Here is a 20509-nt window from a genome sequence, read left to right as displayed (position 1 = left end):
CCGCATGACCACCACCCCCGCCGCCTGCCCCGTCACGCGGGTGCTCATCGCCAACCGCGGCGAGATCGCCGTGCGCGTGGCCCGCGCCGCCCGCGACCACGGCATCGCCTCGATCGCCGTCTACTCGGATCCGGACGCCGACGCCATGCACGTGGCCGTCGCGGACGAGGCCTTCCACCTGCCGGGCGCGTCCTCGGCGGACACCTACCTGAAGATCGACGCGGTCCTCGACGTCGCCCGCCGCGCCGGCGCCGACGCCGTGCACCCGGGCTACGGCTTCCTCTCCGAGAACGCCGACTTCGCGCAGGCCGTGATCGACGCCGGGATGACCTGGATCGGCCCGTCGCCGGACGCGATCCGCGCCCTCGGGGACAAGATCACCGCCCGCTCCCTCGCCCAGCAGGCGGGCGCCCCGCTGGTGCCGGGCTCGGACGGCCCCGTGCCGGACGCCGCCGCCGCGCGCGCGTTCGCCGAGGAGCACGGCCTGCCGATCGCCATCAAGGCGGCCTTCGGCGGCGGCGGCCGCGGCATCCGCGTGGTGCGTGAGCTCGGCGACGTCGAGGACGCGTTCGAGGCGACCGTCCGCGAGGCCGTGGCCGCGTTCGGCCGCGGCGAGTGCTTCGTGGAGCGCTTCCTGGACCGCCCCCGCCACGTGGAGGCCCAGGTCCTCGCCGACGAGCACGGCCACGTGGCCGTGCTCGGCACCCGCGACTGCTCCCTGCAGCGCCGCAACCAGAAGCTCGTGGAGGAGGCCCCGGCGCCGTTCCTCACGGACGAGCAGCGCGAGCGCATCCACACCTCCGCCCGCGAGATCTGCCGCGCCGCCGGGTACACCGGGGCCGGCACGGTCGAGTACCTCGTGGCCCCGGACGGCCTCATCAGCTTTTTGGAGGTCAACACCCGCCTGCAGGTGGAGCATCCCGTCACCGAGGAGGTCTTCGGCGTGGACCTGGTGCGCGAGCAGTTCCGCATCGCCGCCGGCGAGCCGCTGAGCATCCCCGAGGACCCGACCCCGCGCGGCCACGCCCTCGAGTTCCGCCTCAACGCCGAGGACCCGGCGTACGGCTTCCTGCCCGTGCCCGGCCCGATCGACGCGTTCGAGGCCCCCACCGGCCCCGGGGTCCGCATGGACTCGGGCGTCCGCACCGGCTCCGTGGTGCCGGGGGAGTACGACTCCCTGCTCGCCAAGCTCATCGTGTGGGGCGAGGACCGCGCCCAGGCCATCGCCCGCGCCCGCGACGCCCTGGCCGAGCTGCGCATCGACGGCGTGCCCACCGTGGTGCCGTTCCACCGCGCCGTGCTCGAGCAGGGCGCCTTCACCTCGGGGGACCGCCTCGGCGTCTACACCACGTGGATCGAGTCCGAGTTCGCCGCGCCGCTGGCCGCGTCCCCCTACCTGGGCGCCGAGGTGCCCGCGGGCGGCCGCACCGCCGTCACCGTCGAGCTGGACGGCCGCGCCGTGCGCCTGGGCCTGCCCGCGGATCTCTACGCGGCCCTCCTCGGAGGCGGCGGTGCGGGTGCCGCGGCTCCGGCCGACGCCGCGGGCGCCGGGAAGCCCGACGACGACGGCGCCGTGGCCTCGCCGGTCACCGGCACCCTGGCCTCGTGGAAGGTCGAGGACGGCGCCGAGGTGGCTGAGGGCGACACGGTCGCGATCGTCGAGGCGATGAAGATGGAGACGCCGATCCGTGCCCCGCGTGCGGGCCGGATCCAGCTCCTCGTGGCCGAGACCCCGGCCTCGGTGACGCGCGGCCAGGCGATCGCCCGGCTGGGGGCGTGAGGGTGCCGACGCGCGGCGGTGTCACCGGGGACGACCTCGCGCCCGGCGCCGGTGACGGGGAGTCCGCCCCGGCCCCGGCTCCCGCGGCCGCGGCCGCGCAGCTGCGGCAGCGGATCGCGGCGGCCGGGCTCGTGCCGGGGGAGCGGCTGGGGGAGGTGGCGCTGGCCGCCGAGCTCCAGGTCAGCCGCAACAGCCTGCGCGAGGCGTTCACCATGCTGGCCGCCGAGGGCCTCGTGGAACGCCGGCCGCACCGCGGGGTGTTCGTGGCGGCGCCGGGTCCGGAGGACGTGCGCGGGCTGTACCGCACGCGTCGGGTGATCCAGCTCGGCGCCCTCGAACACGGAGAGCTCACCCCCGGCGCGGCGCGCCACCTGCGCTGTGCCCAGGAGCTGCTCTCGGGCGGCCCGGACACCCCCGCGCGGGTCCTGGGCGACGCCAACCATCGCGTCCACGTCGGCATCGTGGACCTGGCCGGCGCCCCCGAGCTCACGCGGCTCATGGCGTCGGTGCAGGCCCGCGTGCGCCTGGCGTTCCACCCCATGGACGAGCAGACGCGCCTGCACGTGCAGTTCGCGGACCGCAACCGGTGGATCGTGGAGCGGCTGCTGGCCGGCGACCTGCCCGCGGTGCACGCCATGTTCGGCGGCTACCTGGACGAGGCGGAGCACTTCGTCCTGGCGCACCTCGCCGCCGCGGGGGACTGACCGCCTCCCCGGGCCCGGGCGGTCACGGGACCTGGAACATCCGGTCCGGCAGGTCCGTGATGAGCATGTGCCCGGGCGCATGCGTGATGGCCAGCGGCGGGCGGGACTCCATGATCGCCGCCTGCGGCGTCACCCCGCACGCCCAGAACACGGGCAGGTGGCCCTGCGGGACCTCGACGGCGTCGCCGAAGTCCGGTGCCGACAGGTCCGTGATCCCGAGGCCGGCCGGGTCGCCCACGTGCACGGGCGCGCCGTGCACCGCGGGGTAGCGGGAGGTGATGCGCACGGCGTCGGCCACGCGGTCGGCGGGGATGGGGCGCATCGAGACCACGAGCGGGCCCGTGAGGCGGCCCGCCGAGGCGCAGCGCCGCGTGGTGCGGTACATCGGCACCTTCACACCGGCGTCCTGGTGGGCCATCCGGATGCCCTCGGCCACCAGGGCGGACTCGAAGGTGAACGAGCAGCCGATCACGAACGTCACGAGGTCGTCCCGCCACACGTCGAGCAGATCCGTGGGGCGGTCCGTCTCGACGCCGTCGCGGTACACCACGTACTGCGGCACATCCGTGCGGACGTCGCCGTCCAGTGCGGGGCCGTTGACCTCGCCGGCCTCGAACACGCCGAGCAGCGGCAGGGCCTTGGGGTTGCGCTGGGCGAAGAGCAGGACGTCGTAGGCGTGGTCCTGCGGGATCGAGACGAGGTTCGCCTGCGCGTAGCCGTCGGCGATCCCCGAGGTCGGCCGCACGAGCCCCGCGCGGAAGCGCTCGCGGGCCTGCGCGGGGGTCGTGTCGCCGTCCAGCGGCGGCAGCGGCGTCGTCGTCGTGGTCATCTCAGGCACCGGTGATCATCGTGACCATGGGGAGGAATCCGCGCACCGCGATGAACACGGACACGATCCACGCGAGCGCGCCCATCACGAGCAGCCACCCGGGGTAGCGGTAGCCGTGCAGCAGGTCGCGGCGGCGCCAGGCCACGTAGAGGAGGGCCGCGAAGCCGACCGGCAGGATCATGCCGTTGAACGCGCCGGCGAACACGAGCAGCGTCTGCGGGGCCTGGCGCAGGGCCAGGTAGAGGGCGGTGCAGACCACGATGAACGCGACGGTCAGCAGGTTGCGGGTGCGGGCGCTCGTGGTGGAGCGGGTGACGAAGCTGATCGAGGTGTACGACGCGCCGATCACGGAGGTGACGGCGGCGGCCCACAGGACGATGCCGAACATGCGCAGCCCGATGTCGCCGGCGGCGGCCTGGAAGGCGGAGGCGGCCAGGTTGTCCTTGGCCAGGACCGCGCCCGAGGCGACGACGCCGAGGATCGCCAGGAACAGGAGGGCGCGCATGAGGCCGGTCACGAGGATCGAGGCCACGGAGCTGCGGGTGATGTCCTGGACGTCGTCCACGCCCTTCACTCCGGAGTCGATCATGCGGTGGGCGCCCGCGTAGGTGATGTACCCGCCGATGGTGCCGCCCACGAGGGTGACGATCACGAAGAAGTCGACCTTCTCCGGCATCACGGACTGGCGCAGGGCCTCGCCCACGGGCGGGGCGGAGGTGATGGCCACGTACAGCATCAGCAGGATCATGACGGCGCCGAGCACCACCACGATCCGGTCCAGGGCCACACCGGCGCGCTTGGAGAGGAAGATCAGCAGCGCGATGAGGGCGGAGACGGCGCCGCCGATCAGGGGGTCGACGCCGAGCATGGCGTTCGCGCCGAGGCCGGTGCCGGCGATGTTGCCGATGTTGAAGACCATGCCGCCGAGGAACACGAGCGCGGCGAGGACCCAGCCGAGGCCGGGCAGGACGCTGTTCGCCAGCTCCTGGGCGCGCATGCCGGAGACGCCGATGACGCGCCACACGTTCATCTGGACGGCGATGTCGATGAGGATCGAGACCAGGATGGCGAACGCGAACGCGGCGCCCATCTGGACGGTGAACGTGGCGGTCTGCGTGATGAAGCCGGGGCCGATGGCCGAGGTGGCCATGAGGAACATGGCGCCGAGCAGTGCGGTGCGCCGGGTGGCGCTCGCGGCACGGGAGTCGGTCTTCGGTGCGGTGCCCGAGGGGGTCGAGCCGTCCGGTCCGGCGTGGGGGATGTCTGCGTGGGACACGGTGGTCACCTTCGTCGAGGGCGCCAGGCGAGGTGACGGGCGTCACGAGGCGCTGGGGAGACGGTAGCTGTTGTTGAACAATCCTGGCAACAGGAAGAGCGAGTGTCGTGGCATCCCCGTCCGAAGGAACGCCTCACCTGCCTGGCGCATCCCGCCCCGCGCCGCGACCATGGAGACATGTCGCACACGTCTGAACAGTCCTCGCCCCTGGCCGATCAGGTCCCGCCGGGCGGTCCCGACGAGCCGCACGCCGCCGAAGGCGTGCACGCCCGCCTCAACTGGCTCCGCGCGGGCGTGCTCGGCGCCAACGACGGCATCGTGTCTGTCGCCGCCACCGTCGTCGGAGTCGCCGGCGCGACGACGGCGCTCACCCCGATCCTGCTGGCCGGTGCCGCCGCCGTGGTCGGCGGCGCCTTCTCCATGGCGCTGGGCGAGTACGTGTCCGTCTCCTCGTCCTCCGACTCGCAGAAGTCGCTGATCGCCAAGGAGCGCCGCGAGCTCGAGGAGGATCCCGAGGGCGAGCTGGAGGAGCTCGTGCAGCTCTACGAGGCGGACGGCCTGAGCCGGGCCACGGCCGAGGCCGCCGCGCGGGAGCTCACCGAGAAGGACGCGCTCGCCGCGCATCTGCGCATGGAGCTGGGCATGGCGGAGGAGGACGTCGTCAGCCCGTGGGCCGCCGCCGGGGCCTCCTTCCTCTCGTTCCTCGTGGGCGCGCTGCTGCCCTTCCTGACGGTCGTCCTGGCGCCGGTGGACTTCCGTATCCCGCTCACGTTCGCGGTCACCCTCGTGGCCCTCGCCGTCACCGGCTGGGTCGGGGCCCGGCTCGGCGACGCGCCCGCGCTGCGGGCGGCCGTGCGTGTCGTCCTCGGCGGTGCCCTGGCGCTCGGCCTGACCTTGGCGGTGGGCTCGCTGCTGGGGGCGTCGGTCGCCTGATCCGCGCCGCAGGGGTGGGCCGGCCCAGCGCCCGTGGCCGCGCCGAGCCGTGGCGCGCGGAGCGGCCCTGGGGGCCGAGGACCGTGCGCATACCACAGGCGCCCCCGTCGAGTTGAAGCGACGCCCACGGTTCGCGTAAGGTGGGACGGCGCACGCCGCGTTGTTCTCGTCGTTCCATCGGTCAGGTGACCGGGCGGACGGCGGGTCGGAAAAGCAACGCGCTCCCGCAGACCGGATCCCGGGACGTCCTCAGGGCGGACCGGGGCTCACCGTCCACACCAGCGATCCCATAAGGAACTTCGGTTGGCTCTCACCCAGCCTGGTCCCCCTTTTCGAGAAGTCGCAGTAAGAGTGCGGTGTCCACACCCGGGGCGGGGCTCACAACAGGTGTCCGCGGACAGGTCCGCGGCTCGCCGCCATGCGGGTTCCGCCCGTCCTTTTACTACTACTTGCCACGAGGAGTGATCATGGCAGCTCACTGCCAGGTAACCGGGGCTGGGCCGGGATTCGGCCACAGCATCTCCCACTCGCACCGTCGCACCAAGCGCCGGTTCGACCCGAACATCCAGAAGAAGACCTACTGGGTCCCCTCCCTGCGCCGCAACGTCACCCTGACGCTGTCCGCCAAGGGCATCAAGACCATCGACGTGCGCGGTATCGACGCCGTCGTGGCGGACCTGATCGCGAAGGGAGTGAAGCTCTGACATGGCCAAGGACAAGGACGTTCGTCCGATCATCAAGCTGAAGTCCACCGCCGGCACCGGGTTCACCTACGTGACCCGCAAGAACCGCCGGAACAACCCGGACCGCATCACCCTGAAGAAGTACGACCCGGTGGTCCGCAAGCACGTCGACTTCCGAGAGGAGCGCTGAGATGGCCAAGAAGTCCAAGATCGCCAAGAACGAGCAGCGCAAGGCCATCGTGGCCCGTTACGCCGAGAAGCGTCTCGAGCTGCGCAAGACCCTCGTGGACCCGAACGCGTCGGACGAGGCCCGCGAGGCCGCCCGCCTGGGCCTGCAGAAGCTGCCCCGCGACGCCTCCCCGGTCCGCGTGCGCAACCGCGACGCCATCGACGGTCGCCCCCGCGGCACCTTCCAGCGCTTCGGCATCTCCCGTGTGCGCTTCCGCGACATGGCGCACCGTGGCGAGCTGCCCGGCGTGACCAAGTCCTCCTGGTGACCTGAGGCCCGGTCTCCGGGCGCTCGGCACCACCGCGACGGCGGCGTCCCTCCTGAGGAGGGGCGCCGCCGTCGTCGTGCCTCGGGGATCAGGGCCGCCCAGGTCACGGGAAATCGCGGATTCTCGCGGTTCAGGGGGCGATTCGCCCGCGGAGAGATGGTACGTTCACAACTGGCAGCCCGGTCCGAACGGCCCGGGAACCGTAACCGACGTCCCATAGGGAGGACCCATGGCCATGAACCGCAAGGAACTCGTCGCCGCCGTCGCCGAGCGCTCCGGCAACACCCAGGCCGCCGTCAGCGATGTGCTGGACGCCCTCTTCGAGGTGTTCACCGCCCAGGTCAAGAAGGGCGAGAAGGTCTCGATCCCGGGCTGGCTGGCCGTGGAGCGCACCGAGCGCAAGGAGCGCACCGGCCGCAACCCGCGCACCGGCGAGGAGATCACCATCCCGGCCGGCCACTCCGTGAAGGTGACCGCCGGCTCCAAGCTCAAGGCCGCCGCCTCCGAGTGATCGCGGTCGCGGCGCGGGTCCTCGGACCCTCGCCGTACGCCGCAGGACGGGCGTCCCACCCTCGGGTGGGGCGCCCGTCGTCGTCCCCGGCCGCGTAGGATGGGCGGACGATCGTCCGGCCGACGTGGACCGGGGCCGTCAGGAGAGGAGTCGTGGCATGCGCAGCGCCGTCGCCGCCGCTCCCTGGGCCCCGTCCGACCTCCAGGACCCCGGTCCCCGCGTCGTGCGTGGACCGGCCCGTCTGGCCCGGGGCTGGGCCGGGGCCCTGGCGATGACCGCCCTGGCCGCGCTGTTCCACACCGCCGCCGAGCCCGGCCACGGGTTCCCCGAGGTCGGCGTCGTCGCCTTCGCGGCCGTCCTCGCCGCCCCGCTCTGCACCGCCCTGGCGGGCCGCGCCCTCTCGCTGTGGCGCACCGCCGCCGCCGTCGCGATCGCCCAGGGGCTGTTCCACGTGCTCTACGGACTCGCCGCCGGCGGCCACGCCGTGGCGCCGGCCGCCGGCGTCGACCCCGCCCACCTCGGCCACGCCCGTCCCGGCGCCGGGGCCCTCCTAGCACCGGGGGAGGCCCTGTCCAGCGCCCCCGCCGGCCACCTGACCGACCTGCGCATGCTCGCGGCCCACGTGATCGCCGCGGTCCTCACCGTGCTGGTGCTGCGGCGCGGTGAGGCCCTCGTGCTCATCATCGCTGAACGCGTGGTGGCCGCCGTCTGCCCGCCACCGGCCAGGCACGGCCCCCTGCCGACGCCGGCTCGCCTCCATGTCCCCGTCCCGCCGGTGCTCCGGCCGGCGACGTCCCTCGCCCTCCTCAGCTCTCCGGGGCGGCGCGGCCCGCCGTTCGCCCTCGCGGCCTGAGGACGCCGGCTCCGTCCGCGTCTCGAGGCCCGACCGTGCCCGACGACCCTTCGGAACGGTCCGCCCGCGACTCCCGTCCGGGACCGCGGCAGACCCGTGAGGACACCACCATGCATCACCAGACCACCCCTGTCCGCCGCGCCGCTCGCGCCGCCGTCGGACTCACCCTGCTGCCCGCCCTCGTCGTCGCCGGAGCCGCCCCCGCGGCCGCGCACGACGAGCTCATCCGCACCGCCCCCGCGGTCGGCGAGACGGCCACGACGGCGCCGTCGGAGGTCTCACTGACCTTCAGTGGCGAGCTGATCGACGGCGAGGGCATCCAGAACCTCGTGCAGGTCCGCGACGCCGACGGCAACCAGTGGCAGTCCGCCGCCGGCACCGTGGACGGCTCCACCTTCTCCGCGCCGCTGTGCGAGGGCCTGCCCAACGGCGACTACGAGGTCGCCTACCGCGCCGTCTACTCGGACGGACACTCCGAGGAGCGCTCGTTCGACTTCGCGGTGGACGACCCGGCCGCACCGGCCGCCGGCACCGCGCCGCAGGGCTGCGGCACCGCCGTCGCCGGGGCCTCGACCGCCGCCTCCCCGGAGGCCACGGCAGGCCAGGGCGACGCCGCGTCGGCCGAGGCGACCGCGCAGGCGGACGGCTCCGACGCCGCGCAGCCCGCGGACACCGACGCGCTGCCCGCCTGGGTGTGGGTCGTCGGCATCGCCGGCCTGGCCGTGCTCGTGGTCGCCTTCCTCCTGATGGGCCGCCGCGCCCGCGCGCTCGGCCACCTCGACGACGGCCGCTGACCTCTGACCCCCGGCCGGCCCCTGAGGGGACCGGCCCCGCCCTCGCGCGCCCGCACGCCCCGCGCGTCGTCGCGCGCCCGCATGACAAGGAACCCCACAGACATGACCACCACCTCCCCCCGCGCCCCTCGCCGCCTCGGCGCCGCCGCCGTGCTCGCCGTCGCCGCCCTCGGCCTGACGGCCTGCGCCGGAGACGACGCCGGCTCCGCCCCGAGCGCGTCGGACGCCTCGAGCGTCGCGCCGGCCACGGACGCCTCGTCGGCCGCGTCCACCGCGGACGGCCAGGCCGCCGGCCTCACGATCACCGACCCCTGGACGAAGGCCACCGAGGAGGGCATGACCGGCTCCTTCGGCATGCTCGAGAACTCCTCGGACCAGGACCTGCACATCGTCGGCGTCCGCTCGGAGCTGGGCGAGACGGTCGAGCTCCACGAGATGGTCTCCGGCGAGGACGGCCAGATGGTGATGCAGCAGAGCCCCGACGGCTTCACCGTGCCCGCCGGCGGGAGCTTCGAGCTCGCCCCGGGCGGCAACCACGTGATGTTCATGGGCCTGACCGACCCGATCGAGCCGGGCGAGGACGTGACCTACGACCTCGAGCTGGAGGACGGCTCCACCCTCGAGGTCACCTCCGTGGTCCGGCCCTTCACCGGCGCCAACGAGTCATACCACGGCGGCGACTCCCACGAATCGGAGGACCATGCCGACCACTGACCCCGCCGTCCGGTCGGACGACCACCACGGGCCGGACGGGCGCGAGGACGCCCGCCCGGCCCCGGGGGGCCCCTCCCGCCGCGGCCTGCTCCTCGGGGCGGGCGCGGTGGGCGGCGGCCTGCTGGGCACGGCACTCGGCTACGGCGCCGGTCACGCGTCGGCCTCCACCGCCCCGGGCGCGTCCGCCGCGCCCGGGGCGGTGGCCTCGCCCCCCGAGGTCATGGGCGACACCGGCATCGAGGGCGACGTCGGCCGGGCCGGCTGGGCCGAGCCCGGCGGCCAGGCCGCCCGGGTGGCCGTCAGCTCGCCCGTGGGCACGGACACCGTGCCGTTCCACGGGCCGCGCCAGGCCGGCGTCGACACCCCCGCCCAGGCCCACGCCGTCTTCCTCGCCCTCGACCTGCGCGAGGACGCGGACCGGGTGCGCATCGAGCGGATGCTGCGCCTGCTCACCGACGACGCGTCACGCCTGACCCAGGGCCGCGCCACGATCGCCGACACCGAGCCGGAGCTCGCCGCCGCCCCCGCGCGGCTCACCGTGACGTTCGGCTTCGGCCCGGAGCTCGTCCGCCGCGTGGCCCCGGACCGGGCCCCGGCCTGGCTGCGCCCGCTGCCGGCGTTCGAGCAGATCGACCGCCTGGACCCCGCGTTCAGCGACGGCGACCTGCTGCTGCAGATCTGCGGCGACGACCGGATGTCCGTGGCCCACGCCCGGCGCATGCTCCTCAAGGCGGCCCGGCCGTTCGCCACCGAGCGCTGGGTGCAGGAGGGCTTCCGCTCCGCCCGCGGCGCCCACCCCACCGGCACCACGATGCGCAACCTCTTCGGGCAGGTGGACGGCACCGGCAACCCGGCCGCGGGCACCCCGCATCTGGACCGCGTGGTGTGGGGCGTGGGCGCCGAGCAGGTGGGCGTCACCCCGTGGATCCCGGACGGCACGTCCGTGGTGATCCGGCGCATCGAGATGCTCATGGACACGTGGGACGAGCTCGACCGCCCGGCCAAGGAGAAGGTCATCGGCCGTCGCCTCGGCACCGGCGCCCCCCTCACGGGGGAGCAGGAGCACGACGAGCCGGACTTCGACGCCGTCGGCCCCACGGGCTTCCCGGTCATCTCGGACATCGCGCACCTGCGGCGGGCCCGCGGGGAGGAGCCCGAGTACGGGATGCTGCGTCGCGGCTACAACTACGACGACCCGCGCGGGGCGCTGGAGGCGGGCTCCGGCCTGATCTTCGCCGCCTACCAGGCGGACGTGGACCGACAGTTCGTCCCCGTCCAGGCCCGGCTCGCCGAGTCGGACCACCTGAACCTGTGGACCGTGCCCGTCGGTTCGGCGGTCTTCGCGATCCCGCCCGGCTGCGCCGAGGGCGGCTTCGTGGGCGACGCCCTGTTCGCCTGACCCAGGGGCCCGACGACGGCGGGCCGCTCCCGTCGTCGTCGGGCGTCCGCACGCTTTGAGAGGATGGACCCCATGTCCGCCGCCACCGCCCCCGCCCGGGGCAGCCACCCCGCTGAGAACGACGACGCCGCCCGCTCCGGTCCGTCGGGGCCGGTCGGTGTGCCCCGGTGGATCTGGGTGCTCGTGGCCGCCGCGGGAGCCGCCGGCCTCGCCGCCGCCGGCTGGCTGACCGGCGTGACGGCCGCGCGCCAGCTCTCCGACCCGGGGTGGATCACCCGCTGGGGCGTGCCCGTGGGGGAGCTCGTCTCCAACCTGGCGATGTCCCTGACCATCGCCGCGCTGATCTTCGCGGCCGGGGTCCTGCCGCCGCACGCGGCGGGCACGGAACGGTGGCACCGCTCCGCCCGGCAGCGGCGCGAGGACACGGACGCCGCACCGCTGCCCGAGCACCCCGCGTTCACCCGCGTGATGCGGATCGCCGCCGTCAGCGCCGGCGTGTGGACAGTGGCCGCGCTGTCCGTCGGCGTGCTGTCCTATTCGGATCTCGCCGGCATCCCCGTCACGGCGGGGCAGGGCTTCACGGACGGCCTGGCGGCCTACGTGGTCGGCATCTCCGTGGGCCAGGCGTGGTTCTGGGTCACCGTGATCGCCGCCGTCGTGACCACGTTGGCGATCGCCGTCCGCTCCCACAACGGCCTGTTCTGGACCGGCATCCTGGCGATGCTCGCCCTCGTGCCCCTGGCCCTGATCGGGCACGCGGCGGGCGGTGACGACCACACCGGCGCCGTGAACTCGATCGGCCTGCACCTGCTCGGCGTCGTCGTGTGGGTGGGCGGACTGCTCGTGCTCGTCGCGATCTCGGACACCCTCGTGGGGCCCAACGGGGCGCAGGGGCGGGGCCGCAGCCTGCGCCGGCAGGGCCCGGCGCCCCTGCTGCACACGGTCCTGACCCGCTACTCCGTGCTCGCCGGGCTGGGCCTGGTCACGGTGGCGCTGTCCGGCGTGGTCAACGCGTCGATCCGCATGGACGATCCGGCCCAGCTGCTGAGCCCCTACGGCATCCTCGTGTCGGCCAAGTTCCTGGCGGCCCTGGGCCTCGGCCTGATCGGTCTGCTGCACCGCCGGTGGGTGATCCCCCGCCTCGACGCCGGCCCGGACCGTCCCAGCCCCGCCCCCGCGCGTCGCCTGCTGTGGCAGCTCATCGCCGTGGAGGCCGTGATCATGGGCGCCGTCATGGGTGTCTCCTCCGTGCTCTCCCGGACGGCCCCGCCCGTGCCGGAGGAGATCGCGCCGGACGCCACCCCGGCCCGCATCCTCACCGGCTACGAGCTGCCGCCGGCCCTCGAGGGCGCCCGGTGGATCACGATGTGGCGGTTCGACTGGCTGTGGGTCGCGATCATCGCGTTCCTGTCCCTCTGGTACCTGCGCTCCGTGTGGCAGCTGCGCCGCCGCGGCGACCGCTGGCCCGTGCTGCGCACCGTCGCGTGGTTCGTGGGGCTGGCCGTGCTGCTGTGGGCGACCTCCGGGTCCCCGGCCGTGTACGGCCGCGTCCTGTTCAGCGCGCACATGGTGGGCCACATGACGCTGACGATGCTCAGCCCCGTCTTCCTCGTCCTGGGCGCACCCATCACCCTGGCGCTGCGGGCCCTGTCGGCCCGCACGGACGGGACGCGCGGCCCCCGCGAGTGGATCCTGTGGATCGTGCACTCCCCGTGGGGTCGGTTCATCACGAACCCGATCGTGGCGGGGGTCAACTTCGCCGGCTCGATCCTGGTGTTCTACTACACGGACTTCTTCCGGTTCTCGCTGCAGACCCACGTGGGCCACGAGTTCATGAACGTCCACTTCCTGCTGACCGGGTTCCTGTTCGCCCTGGTCATGATCGGCTCGGATCCGCTGCCGCGCCGGCCCCCGTACGCCCTGCGGCTCGTGCTGCTGATGGCCACGATGGTCTTCCACGCCTTCATCGGCGTCGCCATGACCACCTCCACCGGCCTGATGCAGGCGTCCTGGTTCGGCAACATGGGCCGCGACTGGGGCCCCACCGCCCTGGAGGACCAGCGCATCGGCGGCGCGGTGATGTGGGGCATCGGCGAGTTCCCCACCGTGATGATGGCGGTGATGGTGGCCGTGCTCTGGTATCGCAGCGACCGCAAGAACGCGGACCGGCTGGACCGGCAGGCCGACCGCGACGGCGACGCGGAGCTGCGCCGTTGGAACGAGATGTACGCCCACATGCGCGGCACCCCGGTCACCGACGCCCCGAGCGACGCCGAGCCCGTGGCCCGTGACTCCTCCACCGGCCCCGAGGAGGCCCGTGATGTCCGCTGACCGTGTACGTCCCCTCGCTCGCCCGGCCGCGCCCCGGCGTGGTCGGCCACGCCTCGTGGCCGCCGTCGCCGCCGGCCTGCTGGCCCTGACGGGCTGCGCGGCCGGGGACAACGATCCGGCCGCCGCGTCCGCGCCCGCGGACGGAGTCCACGACGACGCCGGCACCGCGGCGCCCACGGAGTCGGCGGCCCCGGAGGGGCTCGGCCTGGGCGACCGTCAGGACGAGCGCATGGCGGAGGCCGCGGCCGAGCGTGCGGCCACGTTCGGCTTCGTCCGGCAGCGGGCCGCCACGGCAGAGGAGATCGACGCGGCCCGCGAGGACTCCCGGGACCGGCGCGCGGACGCGGACCGGACCACCGTGCAGCCGGCGCAGTGCAAGGCGCCGCTGACCGCCCTGGACTTCTCGCCGATCGCCCTCGACGGGGCCGAGGCCACGCGCGTGGACGTCGGCGCCGACACCTTCACGGGCACGGGCACCGTGGAGGTCGCCCGGCTCACGGGCCAGGGCCGCCAGGACGTCGAGCGGCACATCCAGACCGTCAACGCCCTGCGCGCCGACTGCCGCGAGATGACCATGACCGTGCAGGAGGGGGACGCGACCGTCGACTACCGCCTCGAGGTCTCCGACGCGCCGCTGTCCGACGGCACCCCCGCGCAGTCCGCCCTCGTGTGGGAGCGGACCCTGGCCTCGGAGTCCGAGCCCCAGCTCACGGCCCAGGTGCTCACCGCCGTCACCTCCGACGCCGTGGTGATGGTCTCCTTCGTGGGCCGGCCCGAGGCCGGGCGCAAGGAGTTCACCCTCATCGCCGAGGAGATGCTGGCCGCCGCCCTGGCAGCCGACTGAGCCGGACCCGCCCGGCGGCGTCGTCTTTCCTCCTGTGACGCCGCCGGCGTCCGCTCACGGCTGACGCGTCCGGGACGTGCGCCATGATGGTGGGCATGACCGCACCGCAGACCCCGAACCCCGCCCCGTCCGCTGACGCCCCCGCCGCCGTGCCGCGCGCGGCGACCCGGGTGCGCGCGTCCGAGCTCGTGGGCCGCGGCTGGCTGAACACCGGCGGCGAGCAGGTGACCCTCGAGGACCTGCGCGGCAAGGTCGTCCTCCTCGACTTCTGGACGTTCTGCTGCATCAACTGCCTGCACGTCCTGGACGAGCTGCACCCGCTCGAGGAGGAGTTCGCGGACGTGCTCGTCACGGTGGGCGTGCACTCACCCAAGTTCGAGCACGAGGCGGACCCGGACGCGCTCGCGGCCGCCGTCGAGCGCTACGCCATCGAGCACCCCGTGCTGGACGACCCCGAGCTGACCACGTGGCAGGCGTACTCGGCGCGCGCGTGGCCCACCCTCGTGGTGGTGGACCCGGAGGGCTACATCGCCGCGCACCTGTCCGGCGAGGGGCACGTGGCCGGGCTCTACGGCCTCGTGCGCGAGCTCGTGGCCGAGCACGAGGCCAAGGGCACGCTGCACCGCGGCTCCGGCCCCTACGTCCCGCCCGCGCCCGTGGCCCGGGACCTGTCGTTCCCCGGCAAGGCCGTGTCCCTCGGCGGCCGCGGCTCCCGCCCGGGCTCGTTCCTCGTCTCGGACACCGGCCACCACCGCCTCCTGGAGGTCGCCGAGGACCTGACCACGGTGCTCCGCGCGTTCGGCGGCGGGGACCCCGCCACGGCGGGCGCGGGCCAGGCCGAGCTCGCATTCCCCACGCCCGGGGAGAAGGGCCACGCGGACGGCGGGCCGGACGAGGCGCTGTTCAACGAGCCCCAGGGCCTGGCGCTGCTGCCCGAGGACGTCGCGGAGCGCGTCGGCTACGACGTGGTCGTGGCGGACTCCGTCAACCACCGGCTGCGGGGCCTGCGCCTGTCGGACGGGCACGTCAGCACCCTCGCCGGCAACGGCGTGCAGAAGCTCATCGACTCCGAGCGCGCCAAGGAGGCCGCCGCCGTCGAGGACGAGGAGGACGTCGCCGTCGACCTCGCGGACCTGCCCGGGGAGCCGACCGCGATCTCGCTGTCCTCCCCGTGGGACGTCGTGTGGCACCCCGCCCTGGGGCGTGTGGTGATCGCGATGGCCGGCACGCACCAGCTCTTCGACTTCGACCCCGTCACGGGCGCGCTCGCGGTGCACGCGGGCACGGCGCTCGAGGGCCTGCTGGACGGTGACGCCGGACGGGCCTGGTTCGCGCAGCCCTCGGGGCTGTCCGTGGGCGCGGACGGTGCGCTGTGGGTCGCGGACTCGGAGACCTCCGCGGTGCGCTGGGTGCGGACCGGGGAGGACGGGTGCCGCGAGGTCGGGACCGCCGTCGGGGCGGGCCTGTTCGACTTCGGCCACGTGGACGGGGAGGCGGACCGCGCGCGCCTGCAGCACCCGCTGGGCGTCACGGCCCTGCCGGACGGCTCCGTGCTGATCGCGGACACGTACAACGGCGCGATCCGCCGGTACGTCCCGGCCGGCGAGGACGCCGCAGGCCGGGCGGTCCCGGCCACGGTGACCACGGTGGCGCGCGGGCTGCTCGAGCCCTCGGACGTGCTCGTGGAGCACGACGCGGACGGGAACGACACCGCGATCGTGGTGGTCGAGTCCAACGCCCACCGGCTCACGCGGCTGGCGGTGCCGGAGGAGTTCCTCACCGTGGACGAGGGCGCGCGGCAGACGCAGCGTCCCCGCACCCCGGTGGTGGCCGGGGACCTGGACCTGACGATCGGCTTCGCCGCACCCACGGGGCAGAAGCTGGACGACCGCTGGGGCGACCCCACGCAGCTGAAGATCTCCTCCTCCCCGGAGGAGCTGCTGCTCGAGGGCGCCGGCACGTCGACGGGGCTGCACCGGACGCTGCGGCTGAACCCCGAGGTCGAGGAGGGCGTCCTGCACATCACCGCCCGGGCCGCCGCGTGCGACGGGGAGAAGGGGCAGCCGATCCCGGACCACGCCGCCTGCCACCTGTACCAGCAGGACTGGGGCATCCCGGTCACGGTGCACACCCCGGACCGGGCCCCGGAGGGCGCCGAGACCCGCCTGGACCTGGATCTGCGCGGGATACACTGAGCGCGTCGTCCGCCCCCGACCCCGAAGGCTGCGCCCCACCATGACCACGCTCATCGTCACCTCGTCCGCCCACGGATCCACGCGAGAGATCGCCGAGCGTGTCGCGGAGGTGCTGCGCACGTCGCAGGCCGTCCCGACCGTGGTGGAGGACGTCGAGGGCGCCGCCGCGTGGCTGGCCACGGCGGACGCGGTGATCGTCGCGGCTCCGGTCTACACGGGCTCGTTCGCCGCCGACGCCCGGGCGTTCCTCGACACCCGTCGGGCCGAGCTGGCGGACCTGCCGCTCGTGATCCTGGCCTCGGGCGGCGCGCCCGAGCTGGCCCGGCCGGTGCGGGAGAAGCTCGAGTCCTACGGTCCGCGCGAGGTGGCCTACTTCCGCGGGGCGCTCGTCGAGGAGCGCCTGGGCCGGCTGGAGAAGCTCAAGCTCAAGCTCTCCCGCAACGAGCACTACGGCGACTTCCGCGACTGGGACGCCATCGAGGCCTGGGCCAAGACCCTCTCCGGCGCCGGCGTGCGCTGACCTCACCCGCCGCCGTCGTCGACGAGACGGTGGCGGCGGAGGAGCCTCCGCAGACGCTTTCGTTGACGAAACGGCGCCGGAGGCTCTCGTGTCCGCGGCGAAGGCGAGCGGTTAGCCTGGCCGCATGTCCCCTTCCGCCCGTCGCCCCGCCGATGGTGGCCAGCGCGTCGGCACTCACCGCTTTTTTTTTTAGATGTGTATAAGCGACAGCCGCAGGTGCGGTGGTCCCGGGCGTCGTCGCGGCGGTCGCGGCGCTCGCGGCCCTGCAGGTGTTCGTCCTCAACCCGTTGGCCGCCGCGCCCGGCGACCGTGGCCTCGGGAGGATCTACGCGGACCTGAGCGCGGCGGGCGAGCTCGGCATCCCCTTCGTCCTTTCGGCCGTGATCCTGGCGGCCGGGCTCGGTGTGGCCGCGATCCTGTGGTTCCTCACGTGGCGTCGCGAGGAGGTCGACCCGCTGGCGGTCCTCGCCCTGGGCCTCGCCTCGCTCGTCGCCGCGTCCCCGGCCTACTTCATGGCCTCGTTCGGGCCGGGCATGGCGCTCGCGGACGCCTACGGCATCGGCGGGGGCGACCACAGCCCGTGGGCCTGGCCGATCTACGTGGTCAGCGCGCTGGCATTGGCGGGGCTGGTCGCCGTCGTCGTGCTCCTGCTGCGCGGTCCGGCGGGCGGACTCGGCGCCCCGCGGCGCCGAGCCTAGGCCGGCGGGACCGACCTGACCACGACCCCACCAGGACGACAACCACCAGCTCATCCCGCGGCACCGCGCCGAGATGGACGCCGCGGCCCGGGAGGGCGGGCACGTGGCGATGATCTCCACCGGCTGGGACCCGGGCCTGTTCTCGCTGAACCGGGTGCTGGGTGCGGCGCTGTTCCCGCAGCCGCAGCAGAACACGTTCTGGGGCAAGGGCCTCTCGCAGGGCCATTCCGACGCCGTCCGGCGACGGCCGTGCCGCCGCGCGACTGAAGGCCCAGGGGGAGACGGGGGCGCGCACCGTGCTCGAGGTCGCCCCGTACCTGCTCTCGCCCACGGGGCTGGACGAGCTGATCCGCCGGGACGTCTGAGCCGCGGCGAGGCGTCCGGCGCGTGGCACCGGGCCGGGCGCCGTCGTCGTCGGCGTCAGGCCAGCAGCAGGGCGACGGCGATCATGGCTGGGATCGCGACGATCGTGGTGACCAGGATCGTGTCCTTCGAGACGCGCAGGCCCGTGTCGTAGCGCACGGCGGTGACGAACACGTTCTGTGCGGTGGGCAGGGAGGCCAGGACGACGGCGACGAACACGTGCCGCGCGTCCAGGCCGAACACGAACTGCGCGAGCAGCCAGGCCAGCAGCGGATGGACCACCAGTTTCACCGCCGAGGCGAGCAGCACGTCCGCGCGTCGCCCGCCGGCCCGCTCGAGCGGCCGCGAGCCGACCAGCGACATGCCGAACGCCAGGAGCATCGCCGGGATGGACAGCCCGCCGATGAGCTCCACGGACTCCATAAGGGGGCCCGGCAATGACCAGCCGGTAAGGGAGAAGACCAGGCCGGCCACCGAGCCCAGGATCAGGGGGTTGGTGACCGTGTGGCGGACCTGGTCGGCCACGGCACGCCCGGGGGAGCGGCGCACCGCACGACGCCGGCCCGCCGTCGTGCGTCGCCGGGCCTCGCGCGCGGTGGCGGCGTCCATCGCGGCCACGTAGAGCGGCGTGTAGATCGCCAGCTGGAAGATGAGCGCCGGGGCGGCCAGGGCGGCGTCGCCGAGGACGTAGGCCGCGATGGGGATGCCGAGGTTCGCCGAGTTCACGAGCGAGGCGCTGAGCGCGGACATGATCCGCTCCGAGGCCGGCCGGCCCTTCAACAGCGGGATCGTCACTGCGAGGTACAGTGCGGCCGCCGCGAACGCGGACAGCGAGGCCACCCACAGCTGGGGGCCCAGCACGGCGCCCACGTCCGCGCGGGAGAGCGTGACGAACAGCAGCGCCGGGTTGCCGATGAAGAACGCCGCGCGGGAGAGCACGGTGCGGCCGTGCTCGCCGAGCACCCCCGTGCGCCCCACCAGGACGCCCACGAGGATGATCACCCACACGACCGCGAAGCCGGAGAGCACCTGGGTCACGGACGGGCCTCCACGGGTCGGGGTGGGGCGGTCCGCGGCGGGGTCAGGTGCATGGCGCGATCCTACGCCGCGGGCGTCGGCTAGCCTGGATCACGACGGCGGCGCCCACCGCCGAGCGCGCCACGCGGCCCGGCCCCGCGCGGCAGGGCCCTGCAGCCCGGCGCGAAGGGGAGCGGATCCTCGGGCTCACCCGCACGCGACGGACGTCGTCCCCGACCCGCGGCGCGGCATGGCCGGGAGCGCGCCTGCGAGGATGCACCATGACCCGTCAGTCCGACCTCAAGACCCTGATCCGCGCCCGCATGGCCGTCACCGGTGAGCGGTACACCGCCGCGGCGGCGGCCCTCGCCGACGAGTGGCAGTCCGCCGAGCGCTACCACGCGACCGTGCTCGCCCGCTTCTTCGACGGGGACCGGCTGCGCTCCATCCCTGCGCGCCGCAAGCCGCGGGTGGCCGTCCTTCTCGAGCTGCTGCGTCGCTTCAGAGCGGGCCGCGCCTACGCGGAGGCCGAGGTCAACGACCTGCTGCGCCCCGCCCACGAGGACGTGGCCACGCTGCGTCGCGAACTCGTGGACTACGGGTTCCTCGACCGCGCCGACGGTGTCTACCGGCTGGCGGACGCCGGGCCCGACCTCGACCCGCGCTTCGCCGCGGACCTGCCGGTCGACCTGGAACGCCGGCTGCGCGAGATCCGCGCGGGCCGGTGAGGCGAGCGGGACGGCGTGGACCGACACGGCCCCGGGTCCCTCGCGTGAGGGGCCCGGGGCCGTCGTCGTGGTGTGGAGCGGGCGACGGGAATCGAACCCGCGTATCTTGCTTGGGAAGCAAGCGCTCTACCATTGAGCTACGCCCGCGCAACCGCTCGGCTTCCGCCTGCGGCGCGGGCACCACCTTACACCAGCCCGGCCGGTGGCCCGGCCCCGCGTCGTCATCGAGCCCCGCGGGCCCGTGCGTCAGTGCACCGGGTCTGCCGCCGCGACCTCGTGCGACCGCACCCGCCGCGTCGCCGCCCGGGCCCGCGAGCGACCGAACGCGTCCGCGTACCGCGTGAGCACCGGCCCGGCGATCACGATGGAGAACTCCCCGCGGATCGTCAGGGCCGCACCCGCTCGCGGCGAGGTAGCCGGTGGCCACCTTCGTGGCGGCCGTGACGAGGGCCAGGGCCAGCGCGGCCGTCAGCACGGGCGGCAGGGTGTGAGGATCCACGCTCATGCCGCACCTCGTAGGTCGTGGCTGGGTCGTCGACGTCCTGGCCGCCGTTTCCCGAACGAAAGCGCGCCAGGGGCCGCCGTTTCCCGAACGAAAGTGCGCCAGGGGCCGCCGTTTCCCGAACGAAAGTGCGCCAGGGGCCGCTGGTAGAGTCCGAACCGCGCCCGGCCGCGGCCGGACGCGTCCGGAAGCCCCCGTCCCGGAAGGACGTCCCATGCGCGACACCACGGCCGACGCGGCCCAGGTCCCCGCCCGCCCCGACGACGCGGCGGTGTACCGCTACCTCGCGTTCGGGGAGGCAGACCGTCCCTTCCTCGTGGGCGGTCCCCGGCCCGCAC

The 20509-nt window shown here is 74.4% G+C and carries 20 protein-coding genes, 1 tRNA gene and 2 pseudogenes; 18 read left to right on the top strand and 5 right to left on the bottom strand.

Features of this window, described 5'->3' with window-relative positions:
- Positions 1 to 4: 4 nt before the first annotated feature.
- Both J1M44_RS00670 and J1M44_RS00665 read left to right on the top strand, forming a co-directional pair.
- Positions 5 to 1780, top strand: coding sequence for an acetyl/propionyl/methylcrotonyl-CoA carboxylase subunit alpha (locus tag J1M44_RS00670; RefSeq protein ID WP_206480374.1), 1776 nt, complete (start codon positions 5 to 7; stop codon positions 1778 to 1780).
- Entirely contained in the window at positions 1777 to 2484 is a 708-nt protein-coding gene (locus tag J1M44_RS00665; protein ID WP_206480354.1) for a GntR family transcriptional regulator, read from the top strand. Before J1M44_RS00670 ends, J1M44_RS00665 begins: the two co-directional genes overlap by 4 nt.
- 22 nt (positions 2485 to 2506) lie before the next feature.
- On the opposite strand, the gene J1M44_RS00660 is transcribed toward J1M44_RS00665, so the two are convergent.
- Both J1M44_RS00660 and J1M44_RS00655 read right to left on the bottom strand, forming a co-directional pair.
- On the bottom strand, positions 2507 to 3322 hold the full coding sequence (locus J1M44_RS00660) for a putative hydro-lyase (RefSeq protein ID WP_206480353.1): 816 nt from the start codon (positions 3320 to 3322) through the stop codon (positions 2507 to 2509).
- Positions 3315 to 4598 carry an NRAMP family divalent metal transporter gene (locus J1M44_RS00655; RefSeq protein ID WP_206480352.1) on the bottom strand — a complete coding sequence of 428 codons (1284 nt, stop codon included), beginning with the start codon at positions 4596 to 4598 and terminating at the stop codon, positions 3315 to 3317. The genes J1M44_RS00660 and J1M44_RS00655 overlap by 8 nt, the downstream gene beginning before the upstream one ends.
- 168 nt (positions 4599 to 4766) lie before the next feature.
- Between J1M44_RS00655 and J1M44_RS00650 the strand changes: the two genes are divergently transcribed.
- The 15 genes and pseudogenes from J1M44_RS00650 to J1M44_RS11985 all read left to right on the top strand — a co-directional run.
- Entirely contained in the window at positions 4767 to 5522 is a 756-nt protein-coding gene (locus tag J1M44_RS00650; RefSeq protein WP_206480351.1) for a VIT1/CCC1 transporter family protein, read from the top strand.
- Positions 5523 to 5989: 467 nt separating this feature from the next.
- Positions 5990 to 6226, top strand: a complete 237-nt coding sequence (gene rpmB, locus J1M44_RS00645) for a 50S ribosomal protein L28 (protein WP_002858335.1) — start codon at positions 5990 to 5992, stop codon at positions 6224 to 6226.
- Position 6227: 1 nt separating this feature from the next.
- Positions 6228 to 6395, top strand: coding sequence for a 50S ribosomal protein L33 (gene rpmG / locus J1M44_RS00640; protein WP_002858336.1), 168 nt, complete (start codon positions 6228 to 6230; stop codon positions 6393 to 6395).
- A gap of 1 nt (position 6396) precedes the next feature.
- Positions 6397 to 6702, top strand: coding sequence for a 30S ribosomal protein S14 (gene rpsN, locus J1M44_RS00635; RefSeq protein ID WP_002858338.1), 306 nt, complete (start codon positions 6397 to 6399; stop codon positions 6700 to 6702).
- 229 nt (positions 6703 to 6931) lie between these two features.
- Positions 6932 to 7213 carry an HU family DNA-binding protein gene (locus J1M44_RS00630; protein ID WP_002858339.1) on the top strand — a complete coding sequence of 94 codons (282 nt, stop codon included), beginning with the start codon at positions 6932 to 6934 and terminating at the stop codon, positions 7211 to 7213.
- A 157-nt stretch (positions 7214 to 7370) separates the two neighbouring features.
- Positions 7371 to 8066 (top strand): hypothetical protein, encoded by a 696-nt coding sequence (locus J1M44_RS11815; RefSeq protein ID WP_206480350.1) that lies wholly within the window; start codon positions 7371 to 7373, stop codon positions 8064 to 8066.
- Positions 8067 to 8176: 110 nt separating this feature from the next.
- The gene (locus J1M44_RS00620) at positions 8177 to 8860 is read left to right on the top strand and encodes a copper resistance CopC family protein (RefSeq protein WP_206480349.1); all 684 of its coding nucleotides are present in this window, start codon (positions 8177 to 8179) and stop codon (positions 8858 to 8860) included.
- Between the two features lie 102 nt (positions 8861 to 8962).
- Positions 8963 to 9574 (top strand): copper chaperone PCu(A)C, encoded by a 612-nt coding sequence (locus tag J1M44_RS00615; RefSeq protein ID WP_206480348.1) that lies wholly within the window; start codon positions 8963 to 8965, stop codon positions 9572 to 9574.
- Positions 9561 to 10973, top strand: coding sequence for a Dyp-type peroxidase (locus tag J1M44_RS00610; protein ID WP_206480347.1), 1413 nt, complete (start codon positions 9561 to 9563; stop codon positions 10971 to 10973). The genes J1M44_RS00615 and J1M44_RS00610 overlap by 14 nt, the downstream gene beginning before the upstream one ends.
- Before the next feature lie 72 nt (positions 10974 to 11045).
- Positions 11046 to 13304: a cytochrome c oxidase assembly protein gene (locus tag J1M44_RS00605; RefSeq protein ID WP_206480346.1), complete on the top strand. Its 2259-nt coding sequence runs from the start codon at positions 11046 to 11048 to the stop codon at positions 13302 to 13304.
- A 55-nt stretch (positions 13305 to 13359) separates the two neighbouring features.
- The gene (locus J1M44_RS00600) at positions 13360 to 14148 is read left to right on the top strand and encodes a hypothetical protein (RefSeq protein ID WP_036335326.1); all 789 of its coding nucleotides are present in this window, start codon (positions 13360 to 13362) and stop codon (positions 14146 to 14148) included.
- A 95-nt stretch (positions 14149 to 14243) separates the two neighbouring features.
- Positions 14244 to 16343, top strand: a complete 2100-nt coding sequence (locus J1M44_RS00595; protein WP_206480345.1) for an NHL domain-containing thioredoxin family protein — start codon at positions 14244 to 14246, stop codon at positions 16341 to 16343.
- 40 nt (positions 16344 to 16383) lie between these two features.
- Positions 16384 to 16863, top strand: a complete 480-nt coding sequence (locus J1M44_RS00590) for a flavodoxin domain-containing protein (RefSeq protein ID WP_002858354.1) — start codon at positions 16384 to 16386, stop codon at positions 16861 to 16863.
- Positions 16864 to 17084: 221 nt separating this feature from the next.
- Positions 17085 to 17561, top strand: coding sequence for a hypothetical protein (locus tag J1M44_RS00585; protein WP_241252648.1), 477 nt, complete (start codon positions 17085 to 17087; stop codon positions 17559 to 17561).
- Positions 17562 to 17598: 37 nt separating this feature from the next.
- Positions 17599 to 17811: pseudogene (locus tag J1M44_RS11985) on the top strand (diaminopimelate dehydrogenase); the annotation flags it as partial.
- Between the two features lie 170 nt (positions 17812 to 17981).
- Here J1M44_RS11985 and J1M44_RS00575 read toward each other — a convergent pair.
- A complete protein-coding gene (locus J1M44_RS00575; protein ID WP_206480344.1) occupies positions 17982 to 18962 on the bottom strand; it encodes an AEC family transporter in 981 nt (326 codons plus the stop codon).
- 260 nt (positions 18963 to 19222) lie between these two features.
- On the opposite strand from J1M44_RS00575, the gene J1M44_RS00570 reads away from it, so the two are divergent.
- Positions 19223 to 19669, top strand: a complete 447-nt coding sequence (locus tag J1M44_RS00570) for a DUF2087 domain-containing protein (RefSeq protein WP_065572502.1) — start codon at positions 19223 to 19225, stop codon at positions 19667 to 19669.
- Positions 19670 to 19742: 73 nt separating this feature from the next.
- On the opposite strand, the gene J1M44_RS00565 is transcribed toward J1M44_RS00570, so the two are convergent.
- Both J1M44_RS00565 and J1M44_RS11535 read right to left on the bottom strand, forming a co-directional pair.
- A tRNA-Gly gene (locus J1M44_RS00565) sits at positions 19743 to 19816 on the bottom strand.
- 99 nt (positions 19817 to 19915) lie between these two features.
- Positions 19916 to 20177: pseudogene (locus J1M44_RS11535) on the bottom strand (cation:proton antiporter); the annotation flags it as partial.
- Positions 20178 to 20509: the final 332 nt, after the last annotated feature.

It is taken from the genome of Micrococcus sp. KRD128, assembly GCF_017168395.1.
GTDB lineage: Bacteria > Actinomycetota > Actinomycetes > Actinomycetales > Micrococcaceae > Micrococcus > Micrococcus luteus.
Note: the sequence above shows the minus strand (reverse complement) of the source record. Positions and strands in the feature narration are given on the sequence as shown.